Raw genomic sequence first — 24986 nt, 5'->3', positions numbered from 1 at the left:
GCTGGGCAAGTCTTCACGCAGCATCCCTGGTGGGACAATCAACGGGGATGGAAAAATCTGCTCAATAATTTACGGTTGGTGATTGAACCGTAGATTGCCTTTAACCATCTCAAACGGTGGTTAACTGTGTTTTTCATTCCCACTCTGGAGCAAGGATTTGCCCAATTGATTAAGTGGATGCAGCAGTTTTACTGTCCGGTTATTCACGATGTACTCCTACGTCGCATCTTATTTAACTCTGCTTAAATGATGGAAGAGGGATATAACAGGAATAACTCACCATCACTAAGACTATCTTCTTGAGAAAATTTTTTAGTAAATTTGTGTCATTTGCTGATTTAATGATATTTATTCTCATTAGTGAGTGTTAATTTACTGACTAAGTTAAAGCTAAAGCCCTCAGTCTCATTGCTCTAAATGTTTTTGCGCACAAGCATCTGCCTATCTGGCAAGGTTTTGTGCTGTCAATTCTTATTGCAATTCCTCTACCGCTGCTTGGGCATACGTAGCACACCAAATTAACGGTTTCGGCGGGAGTGGAAGGGGTGCAGTCCCTCATCTTCTCTATGCAAAATTTAGTGTTTACACGAGTAGTTATCCTGCAAGTTCTTTCATCTGGAGTATGACTGATGTATCAATCAGAACCTGATCCCCTCGTCGCAGAAGCTATCCCGTCTCAGTTTCCCAAAACATTGGACATTGCCACGGTCAGTGTTTATGGGTTGGCAATTCTTGCGGCTGGGCTATTTTTGTTTCTGCCCTTTGTCAACCTGCTGCATCCCAGTCCATGGCAGCGATCGATCGGGTTGATTCATGGCATTGGAGCTATGTTAACGACCGTTGTTGTAGCTTACGCCGGACACTTAGCGTTTCCGTTACTGCGCGGCTCCGCCAAAGTTTTGCCCCAAATGCGAACGCTGACCTTTTGGTCAACAGTTATCACGGCTTTGGGTATTGCCACAGGCAACCTGGCTTATATGCGTTACAGAGCAGACATCAATTTTGGTGGGGCACGGGCTTGGCTTAAAGAAAATTCGCCCTTGGGTCAATACGTGTTGATGGAGTATCACGAATTTAGTGTGCTATTTACGCTGCCGTTGGGTGTGGCTTGTACTTGGATTTTGTGGAGGTATGGCGATGCAATTTTAGAGAAACAGAACCGCCCGGTTCTGGCTGTTACTTGCATTGGTTTGATGGCAATGATGTTTTTTGCAATGGGTGGGTTTGTTACGGGTTTAGGCATTGCCAAAATTCATGCGCTGTAATGTTTTATTGTTCTTAAGGAAGGTGAATGATGAATCAGCAAATATCACGTCCACGCACAAACAAGCCACTACCTTTTTACATTCAATGGTGGAATGGCTTGAAGCAATTTCCTAAAGTCCTTCACAACGGGTCAAAGAACCCACCTGCCACTTCGGGACCGGCAGCAGCTTTTTTGCTGAGTGGCGGAATTGGTGCAGTAGTGATGATGGTGGCACATCATCTTTCCGATACATCAAAGGCTCGCGAGGCGGCTTTACTTAAGTTGGGCAGTTGGATACCCGGTAGTGTGAACTCTGATCTAATGTGGGGAAATATTGGTAGCTACGCTGGTAAAGAAACAGTACTGCTTATCGGTTGGTTGGTTAGCCTGGCAATTCTCTATCCAATTTTGAAGCACAAGCAAATTAAACCGAGAACGCTGTTCTTCTGGACGTTTAGTCTATTTACATTAGCCACTGTAATGTCGTGGCATCCGTTGTTTCCTTATCTTCCATTGCAATAAAGAAGGATATCGCTATGCAGCACTCTAGCTTTGTGATGCACAAGTATATATGGGCTTGGGTAGGTGTTTTTGCTGCTTTTACCACCTCTTTTTCGGTAGCCATGATGCGGGTTAGCCAAACTGATAAATTTGCAGGGCAACCGCTGAATTCATTGACATGTGAAGGGCAGATGCCTACTCAAAGAATGGTCACTCGATTCGTTGCTTGTGCTCAGTTGAATCCAACATCGAATTCAGCACCCTAAATTCCTGAGAATTGAAGGTGGCTCTCAAGTGTTTGATCGACTCGACCTACAGCAATTTTCAATTTCTTAAGCCACAGTTTTTTCGTTGTGTGCCGCGCGGAGCGCGGCACACAACAAAAAAACTGAACATATCCAAGCGCGAAGCGCTGTAAATGCCGAAGGTAGTGGTATTTATGTAATGATTTTTGGCACGAAAATCACTATATAAAATCACTACCAATCGTCGTGCTTGATGGCTTATTTTTTTGAAACAGTAAAACTTCCTTTCAGGCAGAAAAATATAAGTTGACTAAAGGATCGTATTCCGGTCATATCCAAAGGTATTTCTGGGCATCTTAACCTTAAAAGCTTTGCGATTTCCCTTACGTAAGCTTCCAAAGAACCATAACCCATGAAAGTCATTTATAAAACCCCAAATAAGCTGATCATGGAATTCTACCCCTGGTTTAAGTGGATGCTTGTTAGTGTTTTCAATACCTGCGGAATAATTTGTTTACTCACGATTTTGGGGGCAACCTGGGACACTTTTGACTGTAATCGCGACTTGTCATCTTCCACCCAAGGACAATGCACGTTAACCCATCACAGTTGGATCGCCAAAAGTCAACGCCGTTGGCAACTACAACAGATCGAAGGGATCAGTCTGGAGCCGGAAGGCTTCCAAAAAAATGGTTCACCTCGTTATCGGATTGATTTGCGCACGACAGAAGGAATGGTCACGATCGTGGATAGCGCCAGTACTGACCTTTCACCGGGAATTGCTCAGGAGATTCAGCAGTTTCTGGATAATTCTCAGCAATTGAGCTTTAAAACCCAGAGGGATGAGCGACCCTATATTCTTTTCTGCGTCATACTTTGTCTGGCATTTTCAGGACTGTTTAATGTTTTGGGTATAGTGGTGACTTTGGAGATCAGCAAGTATACCAAGCAACTAACCTTACGACGGCGTAATCTACTGGGGACACGAACCACGACGTATCCGCTAGACCAGATTGCGGATGCGATTGTGCAGCAACAATCGGGTGGAAAGTTTGGTCCAATGGGTCGATTAGTGATTGTGCTGAAGGACGGCAAAAAGATCGTTGCTCATGATTATGATCGATTTGACATGGAAGCAAACTCTCACAAAAGCGCGGTGCTCATTTGCCACTTTCTCGATCTCCAGACTGGGGATGACTAAAAAATGACATGAGAACCTCTGTAAACTTTGCTGGATTCAAGGCAAAGCGTGATGGCAGCAACCTAACCAGCCTCTTGCCGTGAACGATCGAGACATTGCAAGTCAGGACTTGTTTGAGAGCGTCCAGCACATCAATGCCTTGCGTTTTCAGGTGGACTTCCAGCTATCCAATCCGTTCCGATAATCCTTCAATCAGGGCGATAACTGCATCCTCTCCTTGGATGCGAACCCTGTGGATCTCGTCCTGGCTGATTGGTATTGAGAGATTGGGCTGGTTCATCGGCTATGGCTTCGATTCAAGCTCAATCTTCAAAGCTTTTCAATCTTCAAAACTTCGATATCATGCGTATGAATTGCATTCCAGGCGGCATCATGTTGGCATACTGAACAGACCTGCATTTATCGCTGATTCATGCCCACCCACCCCGACGTTGGCAATTTCCCCGGTGCCCCATGGTGTCTGGGTTGTCAGTAAACCAGGGTCGATCGCCATCATCATGAAGGGGGTAGAGCGCTCCAAGGGATTGATTGGAATTGCAACAAACACAGGTTCTTGAATCGTTTCGGCAGTTGTAGTACTGGCAGCAGAGGTGCTGGTGGGCATGGTCAATTCATCGGCAGTAACATTGCCTGTTAAGGGGACATTGGCAGCATTGCCCAACAGGCGATCGCGACTATCACTCAGGCTACGGCTGCGCGTCGTCAAGCTAGTGGTGATAGAAGTATTGGCGATCGCCACTGCACCAAATTCAAAGGCACCGACATCAATCTGTCCATCACGCTGAAAGCCGCGTCCATCGACGCTAGGGACACCATCGTTGATGCCCGCATTAATGGCAGGGCTACCTGCCAGCAACGCCAGGGTAAGAACACCTCCCCCATTGTCTTCAAGCACTCCCAAATTGGGATCGACCAGGCGAACATTGGCTGTAATTTTGAGTTCACCCGGCAGTAATGTAGGAAATTGAATATTGCCACCCCCATCAATCAGTTGGCTATTAGACTGACGATGTTTACGATTTGCCCCCGCACCATTGCTGTCAAAAATAGAATTGGTAACGGTGATGGGTCGCTTAAATCGATAAATGGCACCCGCTTGATTGCCAGCATAGTTATCGTAAAACGTTGAATTCGTGATAAAGGTTTGCGATGCCCATTGGCGATTATAAATCGCACCCCCTTCGCCTGTATCGTTGCCACCACTGGCTTTATTGCCCGAAAAGGTAGTGTTAATCAACCGGACTGGTGACTCTCCGGTATACCATAAGCCCCCACCTTCCTGAAATGCTGTATTGTTTGCAAAGGTAGTATTGCGCACGGTCAGCCGAGTCGGTCCCAAGCGCAATCCACCGCCGATTGATTCACCTTTTTGGGATTTGATGGCTTTGTTATTGATAATGATGCATCCTTCAATCACTACTTGATCTTGAGGATAGCCAAACAGATAGAGTCCGCCCCCCTCTCCAGCCGCTTTGTTGCCGTCAATCCGACTGTCCGTAATGATAATTTTGCCGCCAACCGCATCGCCATTTTCAGCATCATTGTAAAACCGAGGATCATTAGGGATACTGGCTCCGTCTGCATAGATTGCCCCTCCCCAACCTTTAGGCATATCGGCAGTCAAGCGATCGCCTGCTGTTGAATCATTTTTTAGAAATGTAGATTGTTCAATCGTCAGATTGCTGAAGATGGTATAAATCGCACCACCATTAATCCCCCGATTGTTTTTAAACTGGCTATTTTGAATGGTGACATTACATTTTCGCAGGGTTCCAATGGCACCACTACTCATTTGCAAATCACCATACTTGGCACCATTGTTGTTGGTAAACTGGCTGTCAATCACTTTCAATGTGCTGCGATCGCGCACAAAGATGGCTCCACCGCCACGGGACGTATTATTTCTAAATTGGCAATTTTCAATGGTTAATTTGGCTCGTTCTTCAGTATGAATGGCACCGCCCAAATCATTGTCAATAAAGCCTTTTTCCAGAATCAAATGTTTGAGGGTGAAGCTGGTGCCTTCTGTTTTGACATTGAAAATACGAACAGTTTTGTTGCCGCTAATGATTAAACCAGGTGCATTGCTCCCGTCGATCGTTAGCTTTTTGTCAATCCGTAAGCCTTTACTGGTCAGCGTAATGGTTTGATTGGCAAGCGACGCTGCAAACTGAATCGTATCTCCCGCATCAGCATTGGCGATCGCTGCCCGGAGTGACCCTTTGCCACTATCAGCTGTCGTCGTGACAGTAATCTTTGCCATGGTTTTTTCCTCCAAAGGTCTAATAGCGATTAGTGATTAGCTGTTGGCTATTAGCAGTTAGCGAACAGTTATAGCAATTGAATGGTTAATTAGGACGGGGTGCAGGGGTGGAACCCCTGTCCGGGGGCATAGCCCCCGCACCCCCTGTCCTAACCAGTCCTTCGGTTGCTATATCACCTTGATAAATTAGGGACAAACCAAACGTTTGACAAAATGCGATCGCAAAAAATACTCAGCAAAATTCGTTCTCTGTACCCATTTTGAGCCTACCTAGAACATTAATTTTTCGTACCCGAAGGGTAGAAAACCCAACGCTTCTAAGAGGGTGTTTGAAAAGTGGACTATTGTGATTTTAAGCACGGGTTGATCCCCCCTAGCTCCCCTTCAAAAGGGGGGAATTGGTTCGGAAGTCCACCTTTTGAAGGGGGATTTAGGGGGATCTGAAACATCGTGCTACCGGCAATAAGACCTTTAAAACATCCTCTAAGGAATGGGAATTAAATAACTCCGATGATTTGTTGTAGGGGCGAACGGCCGTTCGCCCCTACAAACGATCCAATATTCGATCTTATTTAATCCACGATCCTAAGCACTGTTGGATGAGTTCTGAAGATAGTGTTCTAGACATGATGATTTGGAGAAAGGATGTATTGCTACATTCTCACTAGACCTCTGGCAAATTTGATTGGTTTGATTGGTTTGATTGGTTTGCTCAAGGGGGCTTTGATTGGAGGCTTTGCTTCCAATCAAAACAATCAGCAAATTTATATGAGATTCAGCAACACCCTAGAATTTAAAGAATTGGAATAATGTCATGACCGATTGAACATTGATGCAAAGGAATCACATCCTGGTAAAAACCAAGGTGATCTAGGATGAAGTAAAAAATACTGATCCTTCAGTCTTTCCTCACTGCCGACGAAGTTAGCTGACGGGCTAGGACTGAGAAATGTCCTTCTGCATAGGAGATGAGCCAACAAAAACAGTAGACGCCGGTATGTCTCATCTGTCTTTCCTTAGCAGATAAGCCCCCAAAAGTGGGTTCCTCCGTTCTGGTTTTACTTCGGAGCGCCTTCAAATGAAGTAAAGTCCAGATTAGGCTGACAAGGTATTAAGTTTCAGAGATACCCTAACATTGCATTTTGCTTGCGTCAACCTCCCCCATCAAGCGATTTACACCAACATCGGTATTCTCCGAATTGATGGATGGATGCCGCTTGTAGCAAATATAGCGATTGACCACCGACCCGTGCCCTTAAAAAGACATTGATCTATGTGAAAACTGGCAACGCCAGTTTTCACACAGATCAATGTCTCATAGGAAACGCTTGCGATTACCGCAATATTGTTCCGGTTAAACACGCACCTGCGAGATTGGTTCCTTCTAAATTGGCACCCGACAATTCAGCGCAAAGCAGGTTGGCTCGTGTGAGGTTGGCACCCGCCAGATTGGCATCGCGCAAATCGGCTTCTTCCAGGTTGACCTCACTCAGCATTGCCCCTTGCAGATCTGCCTGACTCAGGTTTGCCCCTTGCAGATTGGCGTTGCTCAGATTCACACCCCGTAAATCTGCCCCTCGCAAATCAACGCCTTGCAGGTTAACTCCCATTAAATTTGCACCACTGAGAAATGCCCCGGCAAAAATAGTGCTGCTAAGATTGGCTTGCATTAAATTGGCACCGCGCAGATTGCTGCCGCGCAGATCCGCTTCGTGTAGATCTGCTTGCATCAAATTGGCACCCAGAAGATTTGCTCGCAAATCTGCTCCAACCAGTCGCGCCCCGGCTAAATTGGCTCCATCCAGACGTGCCCCCGACAGTTTAGCGTGGCTGAAGTCGGTACCCACCAAATTTGCGCCTGCCAGGTTGACATTACTCAAATTCATCTTTGACAGGTCTTCGTCTTCTAAGTCTGCTCCGGCTAGATGCTTGAGTTTGCCTGCTCGGATTGCTTCAGTATCCATAGTCTGGTGAGTAGAAGGGGTAATGGAGGGAAACGGATGAACTAGTGTAAATATGAGAAGCCCAGCTTAATGCGTTTAGCACGGGGCTGACAACGATTAACTACGTGATTCTAAGGGTTGCCCCAGACGCAAAAGTTCTTCTTCAGAATGGGAGTCGAGCATCCATAACCCCATAGCAATTTTGGGTAATGCGATCGGTAAATGAATTCCCTGGCACAAGCCATTCACTAATAATTGCAGAACCTCAACCAGTTTGGGATCCCATCGTTGACCTTGCTGTTGTTGACAAACCGCCAGGGCTTGCTGCATGGCTTCGGGTGAACCCAGGCTGGGGTTGGCTTCGGTCGGATGGCTGGAACGAGCGATCGCCAGTTCTTTTTGAAAAGCGGAGGCTAAACCCAAAATTCTCGATTCAATCGGGATTTCATCACATTCCAATCCCGCAGGCTGACCCGATCCATCCCACCATTCGGTTTGATGGGTCAAGATAGTGGCGATCGCTTTCATCCGTTGCATCCGTCGCAGTAGTTGGGTGCCTGGGATCAGGGAGCAGGTCAGCGGCACACTGGGAGTTTCTGCGTTCTGGGTCGGAACGCCCGGTGTCAGCTCGGCGGTGAAACTTTGTAAGAATGCCAATCGGTGTAATAGCCCCGACAACCGCAGCCGATGGAGTTGCCATGCAGGCAGGTCAAGCAATTGTCCCATCGTTTCGGCTAGGGTAGCCACCTCTGCGGCAGCCATAGGATTGCTCAGATCGGTCTGGTCAATCAACTGGGCGACTCGCAGAAATGCCTGCAATTCATTCGATAACAGGTTGCTGTCTAACCCTCGCTGGTTCAGGAACTCGTAGGACTGCACAGTTTGCAGCAAATCCTGTTGGCTAATCCGTAGATAATCCACGACGCGAGAGACAATTTCACCCAGGTTATCGGCAGTGGGTAAGCCACAAAGGGCGTTTTGCTGCTGGCACTGGGCTTGAATGTCTTGCAGTTGAGCTGCTAATTTCTGTTGCAGGGCTGGATTGTAAGTACCAATATGGGCGATCGCCAGTGCGGCTGTTTCTTGCACCAGGCTTGGCTCAAACGTCCACAACCCATAAAACTTACGTTCTCGATCTTCTTTGGGCAGTCCGTAGGCTCCATACTCTGCCTCAGTCAACTCCTGGCACAACACCATCGCCGTGTAGTTGGGCGACACCACAATCAAATGCCACTCCTGGGCAACGGGGTCAGTCGGAGTTAATCCCACCAGGGCGACATTATCCAATTGGCTGGTCGGGTGTTCTGCGAATCCGGCATCGGGTGCTGCCATGATGACAATCTGGCGAGACTGCTGGGCAATGTCGTGGTAACGCTCGGCTTCTTCTAAATACCACTTGCCCCGCTGGAAGGCTGTAATCACCAACGGCGAGTAAGGTTCAGTCAAAATGGCATCTTCTAACGCATGACACAGGGCAACCAGGGTGTTTTTGTAGTACACGCCAAAATTAAGCGATCGCCCTCTGCCATCGGCTAGTTGATGAGCCTCTTGCAATTTTTGGAGAATGGAGCCTGCTAACATGCTGACAAATTTCAAAAAACAGCTAGATAAAAAATTCTATGAAAACAGAGAGAATCATTGGTTTATACCTGCATTCTCTCAGACTTGAGGCTATCTTAACAAATCTAAATCTTATTTCTCATGAAATTCATGATTTTCTTTTATATCGCTACCCACTTGGGTTGAGTACGGGGTGTGGGGGTGGAACCCCCACGCAGGGGGCACCGCCCCCTGCACCCCCTGTACTTAATCAACCTGCATATTGCTATATATCGCTACGTACTTGGGTTGGGACGGGGTGCAGGGGTAAAACCCCTGCGTGGGGCACCGCCCCACACCCCAACGTCCTAACGTGATTACGTAAAGCTATACCGTGCTTCGCGCCTGGATAGGGTTAAATTTTTTGGTGTGTGCCACGCTCCGCGCGGCACACACCAAAAAATCATTCCTTTTTTAGGGCGACTCGTTAAGGATAAACTCCCGGTGGTTTTAAGCGCTGACGTTGGGCATCGCTGAGGTCGGCATAGTCATCGGCATTGTAATAGCTCCGCGACCAAGCAGACGGAAACGGGGAATATTTATAGAACAGGGTGCGGCGTTCTGATTGACCGCGCCAGGGCATCGTTCCGTGGCTCAGGGCTTCGGTAAAGATTATGGCTGATCCGGCTTTGCCTGCAATTTCTCGAACACAGTCGGGGGGCTGCTCCAGCGATCGCCAGTCGGGGGGCAAGGGCAGGTTGCTTTTGTGGCTACCGGGAATGCAGCCAAATCCACCGTCTCCAGGTAAAACATCTGTGAGGTTGTAGGCAACGGTGGTTAAGCCGTTGTACATGCGATCGCCTTTGTAGAGATAATATTGACCGGGGTCGTAGGGCGTGCCACCTCCATGCAAATGGCACCCAATCGGACCGCGTCCCTGACGAATAATATGGGTATAGTCGTGGTCGAGACGAAAGTCTTTGCCCAACAATTCGACCAAATATGGAATAATGCGAGCCTGATCAATCAGCGATCGGTAGGGCTGCCCCCAGGACAACATGCCATCAAACCGTAGACACGATTGATCGGGCTGGGGTAACGCGGCAATCTGTTGATCCATGATCTGGTTGAGGGCATCTAGCTCTGCTACCGTTAGCACATCCTCAACCACAATAAATCCCTGAAGATCAAACAAATATCGTTCCAAATCATTCATAAGCTGGTAGTCCTAAAAAAGTAATGATTTTTTGTGGCGGGGGCGACGCCCCTGCCACAAAAAACATGACGTGAATACCACTACCCATAAGCTACAGATGCGATCGCAGGTTTAGGATCACAAATTAATTAAAACCCGGACGTTTATTTTTGTCAGCGCGGCTCCGCCGCGCTGACAAAAATAAGGCTTCGGTTTGATTAAATCCACGATCCTTAGCAAAAAGGTTGTTTGGGCGAAGATAATCGGGATGGCTCAATTTTATCCAGAATGATCTTGACCGCATCGATGATCACCTCCGGTTGATCAATCCAGACAAAATGTCCGCTCTGATCGGCTTGCAGTTGAACGGAGTCGGTTGATAGGCGGAGCAATTCAACATGCATGCGATCGCGCAACTGATTTGCATGACGCAGCGGCACAACAGCCGTCCACATCGACGGTTTAAAGAAAGAATGGGATTTAATACTCACCAACGGCATTGTTCCTAATGATTGAGTATTGCGAACCTGGCGGGCGCTTTGACGCAGATTGAGCATTTCCCGACTCATGGTGATCCAATGTTTGGGGCGACAAAACGAACGTTTGATCGGTCGTAAGCTTGATGCAGAACATTGCGTTAATTCAGGCTTAAGCCATTCAAATACACCAATCCGTTCTAACAGTCGAACGATTCCTAACCCTGACCCCACCGTAGACATGAAAAATCCCGAAACAAAGAACAGCCATAATGCTTTGAGTGGCACCGACATCTGCAACATTCCGGTTTCGTGGAGTCCGTCTGTCAGCACCATGCCAGCTACTTTATCAGGAAATTGATCAGCATACAGTCGCACGTTATAACTGCCGAAGGAGTCGCCTATCAAAATGTAAGGCGGCATCACCCCTGCTTGCGTCAATGCCGTATCCAATTCGGTGACAATGCTTTGACTCGTGCGTGGTTTTGGGCTGTGGTCACTCCATCCATAGCCTGCTCGATCGTAGATGCATACCCGCCCTAAGGTTGCCAATTGTTCGATCAGTACATACCCTTCACTGCCCCCCAAACTGTGGTCTAAGACAATGGTAGGCTGGGCATCGCCGACCACCTGGAGATGCAACCGATAGCCACCCACATCAACCCATTGACCGGGGGGGAGTGTTTGGTCTTCACGCCAACAAGCGATCGCCTGATACAGCGTGGTGACCATCAGCAGAAGTACTTTGACTAAATCCACCATTACCGATGTCCTGAGGTATTACTGCGGGGTAGGGCAATGATAGTCGTTTGGGGGATGAACCCGTAGGATTCACCCCCCAAACCATCGTCACATGCTGCCTTCAAATATACTCATGGCTGACGAAGGGAACCGACACCAGTGTGCCAGTGCGATCGCCAATTTGCACCGTTAATCCCTCAGCTACCGCTTTACTGCGAATATAAGCCAGAGCAAAATAGCCATCCGGGGTTTGGGTGCAACTGGTGAGTTTGCCGATCTTTTCCTCTCCGAGCATTACGGGGATTTCTGGCTCAACCGCATGGTCGAGTTGCACGCCCCAGAGCTGCTGTTTTACCCCTCGATAGGTGTGCAATCGGGCGATCGTTTCTTGACCGATATAACACCCCTTGCTGAGGGAAATGGTGTGCCAGAGTCCGGCTTCGAGCGGGTTAAACTCTTCGGTTAGCTCCCGATCGGGCATAGGACGACCTTGCAAGGTACGCAGTTGCTCCCAAACAGTCTCCCCCATGGGCACAACCCCTGCCTCGATTAAAGTGTGCCAGAGGGTTGCGGCATCCGTTGCGTCAGTGATTAAGGTATAACCGGGCGTCGTCAAGCCACTGCCAACCGCAATCCGAACGTCGATGCCGTTGATGTTGAACACCGCATGGCTGGCATAGGGTTGTCCGGTGATCGCCGTTGCACCCCAGCGTTGCAGCAATGCGTCACTGCCCGACCCCAGCAGACTAAACGCAGCGGTGGTGGCGCTCAGATCCTTAACCACAACTTTGTCGGCAAAAAAGATGAACCGATCCATCCAATCCAGCAGGTATTGGCGACGCTGGGGAGAAACAAGCAACAAAACGGCTGTATCCGTCACGTATGCCGTTACTAAATCTAAAGTGCGTCCGGTGGAGTTGACAAAGACCGTATCGCACCCCTGCCCCGGTTTGAGGATTTGGAAATCGTTGGTCGTTTGATTGTGCAGAAACCGAATGCGATCGGCATCAGACACCTGAAGTCTGCCCCAATGGCTGCGATCGCACACGGCTACGCCAGTCTCAAGGGCTGCGATCGCATCTGCATCATTGCCAAAGCTGGCAGGTATCGTTTTTTCGGCAAGGGTGATAAAGGTGGCACCGTTTGCGGTCTGTTGCTCGTGTAAGGCTTGCATCATAGGGTAGATTCGGATGGGGCTATGGTGATTATCAACCCTTCCATTTTGGGCGTTGATCCAACGGGACGTACAAGATGTTGTGAGAGAGCCGCGCTCTGCACGGCTCTCTCATCTTTATATAAGGCTGCGCCTACATTTACCCCCGGCTGTCGCCGTCCCCCTTGCCAAGGGGGACTACAGGGGGTTATCGGTTGGGTGCGTCTTCATAAAAAATTGGTAGTACACAACAACCGTAGTCTATCCAGGCGCGAAGTGCTATGACCGTCCTCAATGATAGGTCAGATCAGCGGCTTGTGAGAGGCGCACCCCGCAGGGGTGCGCCTCTCACAAGCCATGTGGGATTGCGCTACATATCTTGAGTATCTGGCAAAATTGATCAGAACGAAAGCCCAAATCTTGCCGTCTATGCTGCCAACCGATCTGTTGATCAATCGCCCCAGAGGGGAAGAACTGGAACCAAAGCGCTTGCCGATTAAAGACAAGAGTTTGGCGATCGCCACTGATTTAATTCATCTGTTTCAAACGACGGTTAGTCAAACCCAGGGCGACCTCAACCGTCACCTGCAAGAGCTAGAAGGTGAAGACACCGACTATCGAGTAAAACGTGGCTTGGCACACCTGCTCAAAAGTGAAACTTTCAGTACCTTTGAAATCGTCAGTCCGCTCGATCCGCAACTGTTGCGGCAACGAGTTTTTGCCCTCTCTGCCCAGGCAGCACCTTTACCCCAAACAGCGATCGCCACGCTACAAACCCTGGCAGATCAGTTGAGTGTTGAACTGGAACAGGAAGTATTGCCAACTCAAATTCGGGCAGGTCTGTACGCCGATCTGATAGAAAACCGGATTTTGACTCAGTTTCAGGCACCAACTCCAGAAGCCTTACTGCATCGCTATAACCTGTCACAAGTCCAGGGGATTTTCTATAAAGCCAGCCATATTACCATCACTGCCCACCGCAATGATCCGGGGGAATATAAGCTTCTGTTTCGTTACCTCAAACTGTTTGGCTTGATGGCATATATCGAAGGCGATGCCGACCACGGCTTTACTATTACCATCGATGGGCCCGCCAGCTTATTCAATCCCAGCACCCGCTATGGCACCGACATTGCCAAATTGATTCCTGCCCTGCTGCACGTGACCAAATGGAACCTCAAAGCCGAACTTCAGGTGCGCGATAGCTACACCAACATGCCAAAAACGCGCTATTTTAGCCTCAATTCTGACTGTGGATTGGTCAGCCACTATCCCCCCGGCAAACCCTACGACAGTATGCTAGAAGCGTCTTTTGCGGATCGCTGGGATGCCTTAAAAACGGACTGGCGACTGGAACGAGAAGTCGATCTGATTCCCATCCCTGGCAGTGTGATGATTCCCGACTTTCGCCTGGTGCATCCCGATGGGCGTGTGTTTTTGTTAGAAATTGTTGGTTACTGGCGACCTGAATATTTGCGTAAAAAGTTTTCTCAGGTGCGTCAGTCGGGCTGCGATAACCTGATTTTGGCAGTATCGGAGCGGCTAAATTTAGAAAAAGCGGGCGTCAAAATCAGTGATACCCCTGCCAAGGTCATCTGGTTCAAAGATAAGCTATCTCCCAAAGTCGTTTTGGCAGCATTGGATTAACGGGATTGTGTTGTCCAGCTTTTGAGGATGCAAGGCTGAGCCTTGCATCCTCAAAAGCTAAATTAATCGGCGTTTCTGATTCTGAGATGAATGTGAACGTGAAACTTTTGGTTTCACGTTCACATTCATCTCACTGCCAATTAAATTTGCCGTTGACGAAGAATAAATTCGGCGATCGCCAAGTCAACAGGGGTTGTTACCTTCAAATTGGTTTCTTCCCCTGCCACAATACTGACGGGCAAACCGCACTGTTCAAACAATGCCGCATCATCCGTCACTTCCCAGCCCTGACGAATGCCTGTTTCATGACAATCAAGCAAGGGCTTTACCTCAAACCCTTGCGGCGTTTGTGCTGCCCAGAGATTGCTGCGATCGGGGGTCTGTTCAATCAAGCGAGAGTCGGGATTCACAATCTTGATGGTATCTTTTACGGGAATGGCAGCAATCAAGCCTGCACACTGCAAAATTGCTTCCGCACAGCGATCGAACAAATCCGGTGTTGCTAAACACCGGGCACCATCATGAATCAAAACATGGTCTGCTTCAGCCGGAAGCCCTTTTAAGCCGAAGTAAACAGATTCTTGGCGTGTACTCCCACCTTGAATCAACTGCACCTGATCCGTCATACCTAACTCGCTCACCCATGCCTTGAAATCTGGGAAATCGATCGGCTGACCGATAATCCCGATCCATTGAATCGAGCGAGATTGCTGTGCGGCTAACAGTGTCCAGGCAAGTAAGGGCTTGCCCAATAACGGTAAGAGCAGTTTATTGCGATCGCTCCCCATACGCCGACCCGATCCTGCGGCTGGAATTAAAAGATACACGGTTAATTTGTTTTAAGTTTCAAGTTTTGAATAGTTGCGAGTACACCAACTTAAAAGTTTTAGAGGGGGTGGAGGGGGTAAAACCCCCTCTTGGGGGCGCAGCCCCCAAACCCCCATGTTGCAAAATGTCATGTTTGCAACACTAGCTATACATTGAAACGGAACAGTAACACGTCCCCTTCTTGCACCGTGTACTCTTTGCCTTCACTGCGAACCAAGCCTTTTTCTTTAGCGGCATTCATCGAGCCACCCTCAACCAGGTCTTTATAAGCAACGGTTTCTGCCCGAATAAACCCCCGTTCAAAGTCTGAATGAATCACTCCGGCTGCCTGGGGTGCCAGCATTCCGGCATGAATTGTCCAGGCGCGGGTTTCTTTTGGACCCGTGGTGAAGTACGTCCGCAATCCTAAGATGTGATAGGTCGCACGAATCAGCGTTTTCAATCCGCCTTCTTCAACCCCCAGAGAGGAAAGAAATTCTGCTCGATCTGCTTCAGGCAGTTCGACCAATTCAGATTCTACCTGCGCCGAGACGATGATCACTTCCGCATCATCTTGAGTGGCGATCGCCCTGACCTGTTCCACCCATTCATTGCCGCTGGCTAAGTCATCTTCCGAGACATTTGCCGCATAAATAATCGGCTTTCGCGTCAACAATCCCAGAGGTTTGACGATTAACTCTTCTTCTTCCGTCAAATCAACTTGACGAGCTTGTTTGCCTTCATTGAGAACTGCGATTAATTGTTCGAGAATGGCGAGTTCTGCCTGAGCCTCTTTACTGGTTTTCGCAAGTTTACGAGTGCGATCGGCACGACGCTCAATTTGCGCCAGATCTGATAATGCCAATTCCAGATTAATAATTTCAATATCGCGCGATGGATCGACCGAGCCAGCTACGTGGATAATGTCGTCATTTTCAAAACAACGCACCACATGCACAATGGCATCGACTTCACGAATATTGGCTAAAAATTGGTTGCCTAAGCCTTCCCCTTTACTGGCTCCCTTGACCAATCCGGCAATATCAACAAACTCAACTCGCGCCGGAACAATATCTGCCGATCCCGAAATTTTGGCAAGCACTTGCAAGCGCTCATCTGGCACCGCCACGATGCCCACATTGGGTTCGATCGTACAAAAAGGAAAGTTTGCAGCCTGTGCCTTGGCATTGGCAACAACCGCATTAAATAAGGTCGATTTTCCGACGTTGGGCAGTCCGACAATCCCGGCTCTTAACATGTCAATCTCAGCAAAGCGTCCAGCATTTTAGTCTAGCGCTTAATCGGTCATAGATGAGCGATCGCCCATTCGGGGGATGGTCATTCCCTGAATTTCAATAGTACAATAGTTCTTATAAAAAGTTTGGTTTACTTCTCATGGAATCTCTCCTTCCCAATGAGCAGCGCCTGTTCGACTGCCTCAAGCAGTATATTCGAACATACCACTTCCCGCCATCGATTCGAGATTTAAAGCAGGCGATGGGGGAAAAATCGCAATCTAAAATTCAATCTTTATTAAAAGAATTACGCTATAAGGGTTACATCAATTGGGAAGATGGCAAATCCCGCTCATTCCAAATTCTTCAGCAGACGGTGCCGCAAATATTTCAGCCGACTCTTCGGGTGTTAGGTGCGATCCAGGCAGGGGTAGTGGTCGAGCATCCCAGCGATATGCAAGACCAGATCGATTTAGGCTCACGCTATAAACCGAGTGACTATGCCCTGCGGGTGTATGGGGATAGCATGATCAATGCACATATTTGCGATGGAGATTTTGTGGTGGTGCGTCCAGAGCCAGATCTATGGCTCTTCAAAAAACAGGATATTGCTGCCGTATGGGTTGAAGGTGAAGGCTCAACCCTGAAATATCTTGAATTTGAAGAGGGTTGGGTCGTGTTAAAACCCGCCAACGAACGCTATCAAAGCCGCAGAGTTGAAATCGATAAAGTACAACTTCAAGGCGTTGTGGTTGGCGTTCATCGCGACCTGATGCCCCTGCAACTTTAGGAAGTTCTAAAAAGCAACGCCTGATCTTTGTGGCGCGGGCATCGCCCGCGCCACAAAAACGGCTGACTAAAATGAGCTACCTTAAACAAACTCTGTCGAAGCCAAAACTGGATAGCGATCGCAATCAGTCAGTCAAGTACTCTATCTAAATTAAAACCGAGATCTTAAAAGCCTGTGTTACCCATTGCACCAGTAGCACAAAGTTTCAAGGGTTTATGTTTAATTGGGACAATGCCAGGGAACTCTGGTTAAGGTCGCAAGTCAACGCGATCGAGCTAAGTCGCGCAAACGCTGTCAATTACGATGCATCTGACTATCAGGCGTTTCTCGGCTCCAGCGAGTCTGTTAATAGATAGGGAGTAATCAGGAGATGGGGTGGATCGTCATAGCATTGCTGCTGATCGTGATCATTATTGCGGTCATTGTCGCGACCCAGAAGAATATATCGACGAGTAAAGGCTCATTCAACTATCCCTATGTTAAGAAGGGCGCATTACTATCATCCATAGAGCGGTCTTTCCTGACGGTTTTGGAACAGGCGATCGGTCAACACTATCGCATCTATGCTCGGGTAAGGCTTGCCGATCTTCTTGCCGTCAAGTCTGGTACCGCTAAATCAGAGCGCACCTCTGCTCAGAATCGCATCAACTTCAAGTCGGTCGATTTTGTACTTTGCCATCACGATACACTTGAGGTTGTGTGTGCCATTGAGCTTGATGATTTATCCCATCAGCAGGACACTAAAAAAGCAAAAGATTCATCCTTTGTGAATGAAGCTTGCCGGGTGGCAGGTCTTTCTTTAGTGCGGTTTCCAACCAAAGGCTCACACTCGGTCTCCCAGGTCAGATCAGCTTTGGTTGAGGTGTTAGGGACAAACTTCGCCAACCCAATGGAACCTGTGAAAACGACCCATAAAACCGTAGCCACATCCAGAGAAAAAAATACTGAACACCCGGCTACGCCCGTATGCCCAAAATGTGGATCACAGATGGTTCTGAGAACCATTAAGCGCGGAGCCAATGCAGGTAACAAAATGTGGGGTTGTAGTCACTATCCAACGTGCAAGGGGCAGATTTTGGGCAACCCATAATCGGGTCTACGTAAAGTTGTGTAGCGAACCGCGTAGGATTGAAATCACAATGGGTAGCTAAAAGAAGTAGCTTTTGCTTATGGTCTGGCGATCGCCTATCTCTCCCTCTTCTAGGGTAAGAAAGCGATCGCTTTTCTGTATGCATCTAGCAAACTTAAAAAGCTACGAGTTAAAATTTTAGCGCGTATTTTGTTGATTCGATACGTTGGGTAAGCATACGAATAGGTACCTAATACACTGCGTTGCTTCGGGCAGAACAGATGAGGTTAAATGGATTAGATATGGGGCATTGTGAGGGAGGAATTTTTACATGGCGTTGTCTGAAAAGATAGTGGAATTAGTGATTGATAAAGTTTTACTGGGAGGTATTGTTTTAGCCGCAGGTTATTGGCTGAATAAACGATTTGAGATATTTAAGAATGAGACTAATGAAAAATATCATCAAAGACAACTCATCGCGGAGCTAGAGAATCAACAGAAGCAACATATTTCTGAATTAGAGAATCAGCTGACGATATCTCAATACAATGCGGAACTTGAGTTTATAGAAAGACAAATTTCTGAGTTTTACTGGCCAATATATTTAAGATTAGAAAAAGATAACGTAATGTGGAAGCGGATCAAAACGTTGAGTGCCGATAAAAATGTTTTACCTGCATCTGCCAGTGACGTTATAGAACGAGATTTTATTCTCAGGAAGCATCAAGAAATCGTTGAAATTATAGAGTCTAAGATTCATTTAGTGGGTGACTTTGCTAACAGCAAAGAGTTAATCAATGAGTTATTAAAGTACATCAAGCATGTTGCCATTTACAAAACAATTCGTTCTATCAAAGAACTACACAAAGTTAATCCTGTTGATCTGAATGAGCCGTTTCCCGAGAAGATTTTCTCATTAATTGAACATAACTTTCAAGAGTTGCAAAACAGATATGAGAATCTTAAAAAAGTCAGATTTGGGGAGCTTCAATCATAAGCTTAGTTTCATTGTTTAAGAATTAGGGTAATGGTATTCATATAATAATTTTTTGTGGTGCGGGCGACGCCCGCACCACAAAAAATTATTACTTTTTTAGGACTACCAGGATTCTTAAGGAGAGCCGAAATGACCTTATTTTTGGATGAATAGAAGAGATACTAACTCGTCTGGGGTAGGTGTCGGTCTACAATAGGCTACATGGAAATTAAGCCCGGAACCCTATATGTCGTCGCCACTCCTATCGGCAACCTGGAAGATATGACCTTCCGGGCTGTCTTTGTTTTGCAGAATGTGGATGCGATCGCCGCTGAAGATACCCGTCATACAGGAAAGTTGCTGCAACACTTTCAAGTTACCAAGCCGCAAATTAGTTATCATGACCACAACCGCATCAGCCGCTTAACAGAACTACTATCCCGATTGCGGCAGGGAAAAGCGATCGCTCTGGTGACGGATGCCGGGATGCCGGGAATTTCTGACCCTGGCTATGAATTGGTCAAAGCCTGTGTCGAAGAAGGGTTCCCGGTGGTACCAATTCCGGGAGCCAGTGCGGTGGTGACGGCTCTCAGTGCGTCAGGGTTGCCCAGCGATCGCTTTGTGTTTGAAGGTTTTTTGCCCGCGAAGGGACAGGAACGGCGTGAACGATTGGAATCACTGCAATTAGAATCTCGCACTCTGGTTTTTTATGAAGCACCCCACCGTATCCGACAAATGTTACAAGATTTGGCTGAAGCATTTGGGGGCGATCGCTCGATTGTGCTGGCACGAGAATTGACCAAACTGCACGAAGAATTTTGGCGCGGCACCGTTACCGAAGCGATCGCCCATTATACTCAACACGATCCTCAAGGAGAATATACCGTTGTGGTTGCCGGTTGTGAAAGTAGCCACCCTCAACTGTCTGAATCTGCTCTTAAAGCTGAATTGCAAGACCTGATTCGGCAAGGCTTTTCGCGATCGCAAGCCAGTCGCCAACTGGCAAAACAAACATCTCTACCTCGTCGGGAGATCTATCAACTGGCACTGGCAATTCCTGACCCTTCAGGATTGTAATAACTGCTGAATAATTTCGACCAACCGTTTTAACCGCACTGGTTTGCTCAGGTAGTAATTGGCTCCTGCGCGCAGGCATGATTCTTTATCCCCTTCCATCGCACGGGCTGTCAGGGCAATGATGGGCACAGAAGCAAGTTGCGGGTCAGATCGAATCAAACGGGTTGCTTCTAATCCATCCATCCCCGGCATTTGCACATCCATTAAGATGAGGTCGGGTTGTTGAGCTTTTGCCAGTGCTACGGCTTCTTCTCCATTGTTAGCCAAAATCACCCGGTAGTTGCGATCGCAAAGGTAGTCAAAGAAAGTTTCTCGGTTGGCTTCATTGTCTTCTGCCAGCAGAATCAGGGGTGCGATCGCATCATCCAGGATCGATTCTTCTGAAGCGGGTGCAGTACTGCTGAGGTCGGGATCAGACGGAGACGGCGAGGATACCTGATAGGGTAAGGCAACAGTGAAGCAACTGCCTTCACCCAACGTACTTGCAAGCGCTACCTGACCACCATGCAATTCAACAAACTGCTTTACCAACGCCAACCCCAAGCCAGTGCCTTCATATTGACGATTCATACGGCTATCTATTTGGACAAAGGGTTGGAACAATCGGTGTACATCATCAGGTGCAATCCCAATGCCCGTATCCGTCACCTGGAATAAGATCAGCGGCACATCTTGAGATTTGAATTGGTCAGGAATTGTTGCATTGCCACGCCAGGAAGTGCCGCAGCCAACTGCCACACTAAGACCGATCTGCCCTCCTTCGGGGGTAAATTTTATCGCATTGGTCAGCAAGTTAATTAATGCTTGCCGGATGCGGCGCTCATCGATGATGATTGACGCGATATCGGCTGGAATATCTGTGATGACTTGAATGTTCTTGCGGAATGCTTGCTGCCGGACAAACAGTAAACTGGCATCGCAAAGATGAGGCACTGAAACAGGCGTCAGATAAAGTTCTAACATGCCCGATGATATTTTTGCCAGGTCAAGAATATCGTTAATCAATTCCAGCAAGTGCCGTCCACTTTTCTCGACCGTGGTGATTGCCTTCTGCTGACGTTCAGTTAATGAACCCATGCGCTGTTCTTGCAAAGCTTCCGACATGCCCAAAATGGCATTCAGGGGTGTCCGCAATTCGTGGCTCATATTGGCAAGAAATTCATCTTTAAGCCGAGTGGCGCGGGCAAGTTCTTCGTTGGTTTGCATCAGTTGAACTTCGGCACGTTTGCGATCGGTGATATCCTGAGCCGCACCAATAATGAACTTGACCTGTCCCTCTGAATCACGACTAAAGACTAAATCTCGACTATAAAACCAGTGCCATTCACCGTCAGCATGTCTGAGCCGATATTCTATAGCAAACACTTCACCACCCGCAGACAGAGTCAAGCGTTCAAAGTGCGTCGCAATCAGTTCCTGATCGTCAGGGTGCAGGAGATTTAGTAAAAAATCAGATCCCATCGTCTGGATTTGGTCTGAAGTATAGCCCAATGTACTGGCAACCTCCCGGTTTGTGTAGACACTGCGCTGTTCCTGAATGTCATACAAGTAGAGAACATTGGGTGACGCATCCGCAATTTGTTGAATGAACCGCTGACTTTCTTGCAGGGCAAGCTCAGCATGTTTGCGATCGCTAATATCTGCCAAAATCCCTTGAGCACCCACAACGATGCCGTCAGCGTTGACGATAGGTGTGGCGTTGATGCTCACCCAGATGTAGTACCCCTCGCGATGGAGATGCCGGAACTCAATCGTGTTAAAGGCTTGCCCAGTCCTAAGAATCTCTATGTAATTACTCAGCATGCCTGGGAGATCGTCTGGGTGGATGAGATCGACGAGGGGTTTGCCGACCCAGTCACCAGGTTCCCAACCAAAGAGCGTCTGGAATTGGGGTGAAAGATAGTTGAAGATACCAAGATAGTCTGTTGACCAAATGACGTCGTTAGCGCCTTCTACCAACCGTCGGAACTTTGCTTCGCTTTCGGCGAGTTCAAACTCCATCCGTTTCAGCGCACTAATATCAAAATTGATGCCAATCATCTGCTGAGGATTGCCCTGAGCATCGCGCACCACTATTCCATACGCCTTGATAAAATGGATGCTGCCATCCGAATGCACCAGGCGAAACTCGGTGTCGTAGTCAGCCTGCCCTGCAATGGCTTGCCAGAGTAGTGATTCTGTAGCGTTCCGATCATCTGGATGGAGCCGATTGATCCACATCTCGTAGGGCAGAGAAGCATCCGGTTGCGGCGGGATATCATACAACTCATACATCCGCTCATCCCAAAACTTGACGTTGTGGACAATGTTCCAGTCCCAATACCCAAATGCTCCTGATTTAAGCGCCAGAGCAAGGCGTTCCGATAGGTTTTGCAGCTCTGTGGTACGTTCGGTAACTTTAGCTTCAAGTTCTTGATTGAGGGTCTGGAGCTGCTGTTCGGCGCGTTTGCGACTGGTAATATCGCGAATCATAACTAAGACTTCATCTTCACCGCTCTTGATGATCCGCACTTCTTCATCTTGAATGCGATCGCCAATGGAAAGGTGTTGCTCATAGATTTGCAATTCACCCGTTTGCAATGCCTGCTCTAAGTAATAGCGTTGTCGTTGTGCGGCGTCTGGAGGCAATAGCTCAGCAATCGACCGACCGACAATATCAAAATCTTCCGGGAAGATCGCAACCTTGCGATAAGGTGTGACCAACTCGCGATAGATTTGATCCGCTCCAATGCGAAACATCAGATCGGGAATCGCGGTGATGACGGCACGACTTCGGGCTTCGCTGGCGGCTAAGGCAAATTCTGCATGTTTGCGATCGCTAATGTTATTAGCACAACCAATCAAATGGGTAATATTGCCCTGATTGTCTTTGATCACAGAAAGGCGCAGGTTAACATAGAGTCGCCTTCCTGACTTAGCAATAACAGCTACTTCAGCCGCATGATGCCCTTTGGCTAAGAGCGGTGTAATTACTTCTGTCTGAAGATGCTCAAAATTTTCATAGAGAATACCAACATTCTGGCCCAACATTTCAGCTTCCGTATAGCCATAGAGTTGCTCGACGCCACGGTTCCAACTGAGAATAGTGCCATCCACATCGGTGCAAATTACCCCGTCATGAATGTCTTCCAACACTTGTGCCTGGAGACGTAAGGTCGCTTCCGTTTGTTTGGACTGGCTAATATTGCGCCCCTCGGCGATGAGCATGACAATTTTTCCCGATTCATCCCATAGAGGATGCAGCGAAAAGTCTACTGGAACGACTAGATTTTCAGCATTCAATATCTCGACTTCGTAGGAAATTGTTTCCCCCTGGGCAGCACGGGCGATCGCGGCTTTGAGTTGATCTTGCACAGTCTCAGAGATATCCCACCAGGGTGTTTCCCAAAACGGCTGGTTGATCACCTCTTCGAGCTGCAAGTCTCTAAAGCTCAGCGCCGTTTGATTGACCTCTACCACCATGCCGGTGAGATCCAGCACTCCCATCATCTCAAACGTATGATTGAAAATGCCTCGAAATTTACGCTCACTGGTCAATAATTCACTGGTACGTTCTTCAACTTTCTGCTCCAGCGATGCGTTGAGGGCTTGCAGCGATGCATAAAGTTCTGCCTGTTGAATGGCGATCGCCGTCTGCACCGCTAATTGCTGAAGCAACCAAATATCGCTTTCCTCCCAGGCGCGGGGCGCAGCACATTGATGTGCAATCAACAAACCCCATAACTGAGGCTGCCCGTTGGGCATCAAGATGGGCACGACCAGGTTCGCCCGTACCTGAAACTGCTCCAGGAGCTGCACATGACAATCCGTCAGGTTTGCTTGATAAATATCGCAGGCAGCAAAAATTCTGCCCTCTTGATAGGCTCCACCAAGGTTTTCCTGAAAACAAGTATCCACAACTTGCGCATTTAGGCAAGGAGACCAGGGTGAAGTGACTGATTCCGAGACAATCGTGCCGCTCATATCAGGATTAAATTGATAAACCAGCACCCGATCGGCAACCAAAAACTCACGCACGTCCTGGACGACCGTACCCAAAATCTCTTCCAATTTCAGATATTGCCGAATATGAAGCGCCATTTTGGCAATGATGGCTTCTTGCTGTTGCGATCGGACTAATCGCCGAGACAGGATGATGCGATCGCGAACTCGGCTAACACACGTACAAAGTTCAACAGCCGTAATATCTCTCTTGATCAGATAATCGGTTGCCCCCAATTTCATTGCCTGTACCGCAACCCGCTCATCCCCCTGTCCCGTCAGGATGATTGCGGGTAATTTCTCGTCGGGGTAGCCTGTCCCCATCTCTGCCAAAAATTCCAGTCCATCCCCGTCTGGTAAATTCAGATCCACCAGAACCACATCTGGCTGATGCGATCGCCACAGATCTAACCCTTGCTGCAATGTTTCTGCTTCAAGCAGACGGTAAGAACAATCTGTATCAGCCATGAGATAGCGGCTGTAGATCACCCGATCAACGTCCGAATCATCCACAAGGAGCACCGTTGCTGTATTAGACAGAACAGATGAAGATGCTTGAGAGTTGCGGCTATTGCCGTCGTCCTGGGGAGACGTTGGCTGGGACGATGAATTGGGCATGGTTCGGCAGTAACAACATTTAAAGGGGATGAGAACGAGTCCTTGAATCGTTTGAGGTATTATATCTACGCACTGATCAGGTTCTCACAGATCACGGGCGGCATTTCACAGGAGTGGTTTTCATCGTGTGGAGATTGTAGCCTGACTCAATCGAGTTATGCCTGATGATGTGTTGAAAAGTAATGCTTTTCACCCGGTCACTATTTTGCTCTGGAGAGCATAACATTACCTAGACTGAATTCAAAATTGGTATCGTCGAGTCTAAGTATTGCCGATTTAGGCA

17 protein-coding genes, 1 pseudogene and 1 riboswitch are annotated in these 24986 nt (G+C 48.0%); of the genes and pseudogenes, 9 read left to right on the top strand and 9 right to left on the bottom strand.

Annotated features, from left to right (window positions below; all coding sequences use genetic code 11):
- From ACR6Z4_RS26235 to ACR6Z4_RS26220, 4 genes and pseudogenes are all read left to right on the top strand, one after another.
- Window positions 1-246 (top strand): annotated as a pseudogene (locus ACR6Z4_RS26235) (IS701 family transposase); the annotation flags it as partial.
- A gap of 383 nt (window positions 247-629) precedes the next feature.
- Complete coding sequence (locus tag ACR6Z4_RS26230) at window positions 630-1265, top strand: hypothetical protein (RefSeq protein WP_479720298.1); 636 nt, start codon at window positions 630-632, stop codon at window positions 1263-1265.
- Window positions 1266-1294: 29 nt separating this feature from the next.
- Window positions 1295-1768 carry a hypothetical protein gene (locus ACR6Z4_RS26225; protein ID WP_479720297.1) on the top strand — a complete coding sequence of 158 codons (474 nt, stop codon included), beginning with the start codon at window positions 1295-1297 and terminating at the stop codon, window positions 1766-1768.
- A 789-nt stretch (window positions 1769-2557) separates the two neighbouring features.
- On the top strand, window positions 2558-3193 hold the full coding sequence (locus tag ACR6Z4_RS26220) for a hypothetical protein (RefSeq protein WP_479720296.1): 636 nt from the start codon (window positions 2558-2560) through the stop codon (window positions 3191-3193).
- Between the two features lie 370 nt (window positions 3194-3563).
- Here the strand turns inward: ACR6Z4_RS26220 and ACR6Z4_RS26215 are convergent, their stop codons facing one another.
- The 6 genes from ACR6Z4_RS26215 to ygfZ all read right to left on the bottom strand — a co-directional run bounded on the left by ACR6Z4_RS26215 (window position 3564) and on the right by ygfZ (window position 12527).
- Complete coding sequence (locus ACR6Z4_RS26215) at window positions 3564-5456, bottom strand: right-handed parallel beta-helix repeat-containing protein (RefSeq protein WP_479720295.1); 1893 nt, start codon at window positions 5454-5456, stop codon at window positions 3564-3566.
- A gap of 898 nt (window positions 5457-6354) precedes the next feature.
- A riboswitch (cyclic di-AMP (ydaO/yuaA leader) is annotated at window positions 6355-6535 on the bottom strand.
- A 255-nt stretch (window positions 6536-6790) separates the two neighbouring features.
- On the bottom strand, window positions 6791-7420 hold the full coding sequence (locus tag ACR6Z4_RS26210) for a pentapeptide repeat-containing protein (protein ID WP_479720294.1): 630 nt from the start codon (window positions 7418-7420) through the stop codon (window positions 6791-6793).
- Between the two features lie 96 nt (window positions 7421-7516).
- The gene (locus ACR6Z4_RS26205) at window positions 7517-8980 is read right to left on the bottom strand and encodes a DICT sensory domain-containing protein (protein ID WP_479720293.1); all 1464 of its coding nucleotides are present in this window, start codon (window positions 8978-8980) and stop codon (window positions 7517-7519) included.
- A gap of 445 nt (window positions 8981-9425) precedes the next feature.
- Entirely contained in the window at window positions 9426-10154 is a 729-nt protein-coding gene (locus ACR6Z4_RS26200) for a phytanoyl-CoA dioxygenase family protein (protein WP_479720292.1), read from the bottom strand.
- 212 nt (window positions 10155-10366) lie between these two features.
- A complete protein-coding gene (locus ACR6Z4_RS26195; RefSeq protein WP_479720291.1) occupies window positions 10367-11371 on the bottom strand; it encodes an alpha/beta fold hydrolase in 1005 nt (334 codons plus the stop codon).
- Window positions 11372-11471: 100 nt separating this feature from the next.
- A complete protein-coding gene (gene ygfZ / locus ACR6Z4_RS26190) occupies window positions 11472-12527 on the bottom strand; it encodes a CAF17-like 4Fe-4S cluster assembly/insertion protein YgfZ (protein ID WP_479720290.1) in 1056 nt (351 codons plus the stop codon).
- Between the two features lie 405 nt (window positions 12528-12932).
- Between ygfZ and ACR6Z4_RS26185 the strand changes: the two genes are divergently transcribed.
- A complete protein-coding gene (locus ACR6Z4_RS26185) occupies window positions 12933-14150 on the top strand; it encodes a DUF790 family protein (RefSeq protein WP_479720289.1) in 1218 nt (405 codons plus the stop codon).
- Between the two features lie 140 nt (window positions 14151-14290).
- Here the strand turns inward: ACR6Z4_RS26185 and ispD are convergent, their stop codons facing one another.
- Window positions 14291-14977 carry a 2-C-methyl-D-erythritol 4-phosphate cytidylyltransferase gene (gene ispD, locus ACR6Z4_RS26180; protein WP_479720288.1) on the bottom strand — a complete coding sequence of 229 codons (687 nt, stop codon included), beginning with the start codon at window positions 14975-14977 and terminating at the stop codon, window positions 14291-14293.
- A gap of 146 nt (window positions 14978-15123) precedes the next feature.
- Entirely contained in the window at window positions 15124-16215 is a 1092-nt protein-coding gene (gene ychF / locus ACR6Z4_RS26175; protein WP_479720287.1) for a redox-regulated ATPase YchF, read from the bottom strand.
- A gap of 137 nt (window positions 16216-16352) precedes the next feature.
- Here ychF and lexA point away from each other — a divergent pair, with 137 nt between their 5' ends.
- The 4 genes from lexA (at window position 16353) to rsmI (ending at window position 20104) form a co-directional block, all read left to right on the top strand.
- On the top strand, window positions 16353-16982 hold the full coding sequence (gene lexA, locus ACR6Z4_RS26170; protein ID WP_479720286.1) for a transcriptional repressor LexA: 630 nt from the start codon (window positions 16353-16355) through the stop codon (window positions 16980-16982).
- 370 nt (window positions 16983-17352) lie between these two features.
- Window positions 17353-18072, top strand: a complete 720-nt coding sequence (locus ACR6Z4_RS26165) for a DUF2726 domain-containing protein (RefSeq protein ID WP_479720285.1) — start codon at window positions 17353-17355, stop codon at window positions 18070-18072.
- Between the two features lie 310 nt (window positions 18073-18382).
- Entirely contained in the window at window positions 18383-19048 is a 666-nt protein-coding gene (locus ACR6Z4_RS26160) for a hypothetical protein (RefSeq protein ID WP_479720284.1), read from the top strand.
- 201 nt (window positions 19049-19249) lie between these two features.
- On the top strand, window positions 19250-20104 hold the full coding sequence (rsmI, locus tag ACR6Z4_RS26155) for a 16S rRNA (cytidine(1402)-2'-O)-methyltransferase (RefSeq protein WP_479720283.1): 855 nt from the start codon (window positions 19250-19252) through the stop codon (window positions 20102-20104).
- Here the strand turns inward: rsmI and ACR6Z4_RS26150 are convergent.
- A complete protein-coding gene (locus ACR6Z4_RS26150; RefSeq protein WP_479720282.1) occupies window positions 20093-24703 on the bottom strand; it encodes a PAS domain S-box protein in 4611 nt (1536 codons plus the stop codon). The two genes, rsmI and ACR6Z4_RS26150, sit on opposite strands and share 12 nt — an antisense overlap.
- Between the last annotated feature and the right edge of the window lie 283 nt (window positions 24704-24986).

It is taken from the genome of Calyptranema fuscum S582, assembly GCF_055793305.1.
The sequence above is the reverse complement of the archived record's forward strand: the minus strand, read 5'-3'. Positions and strand labels throughout refer to the sequence as shown.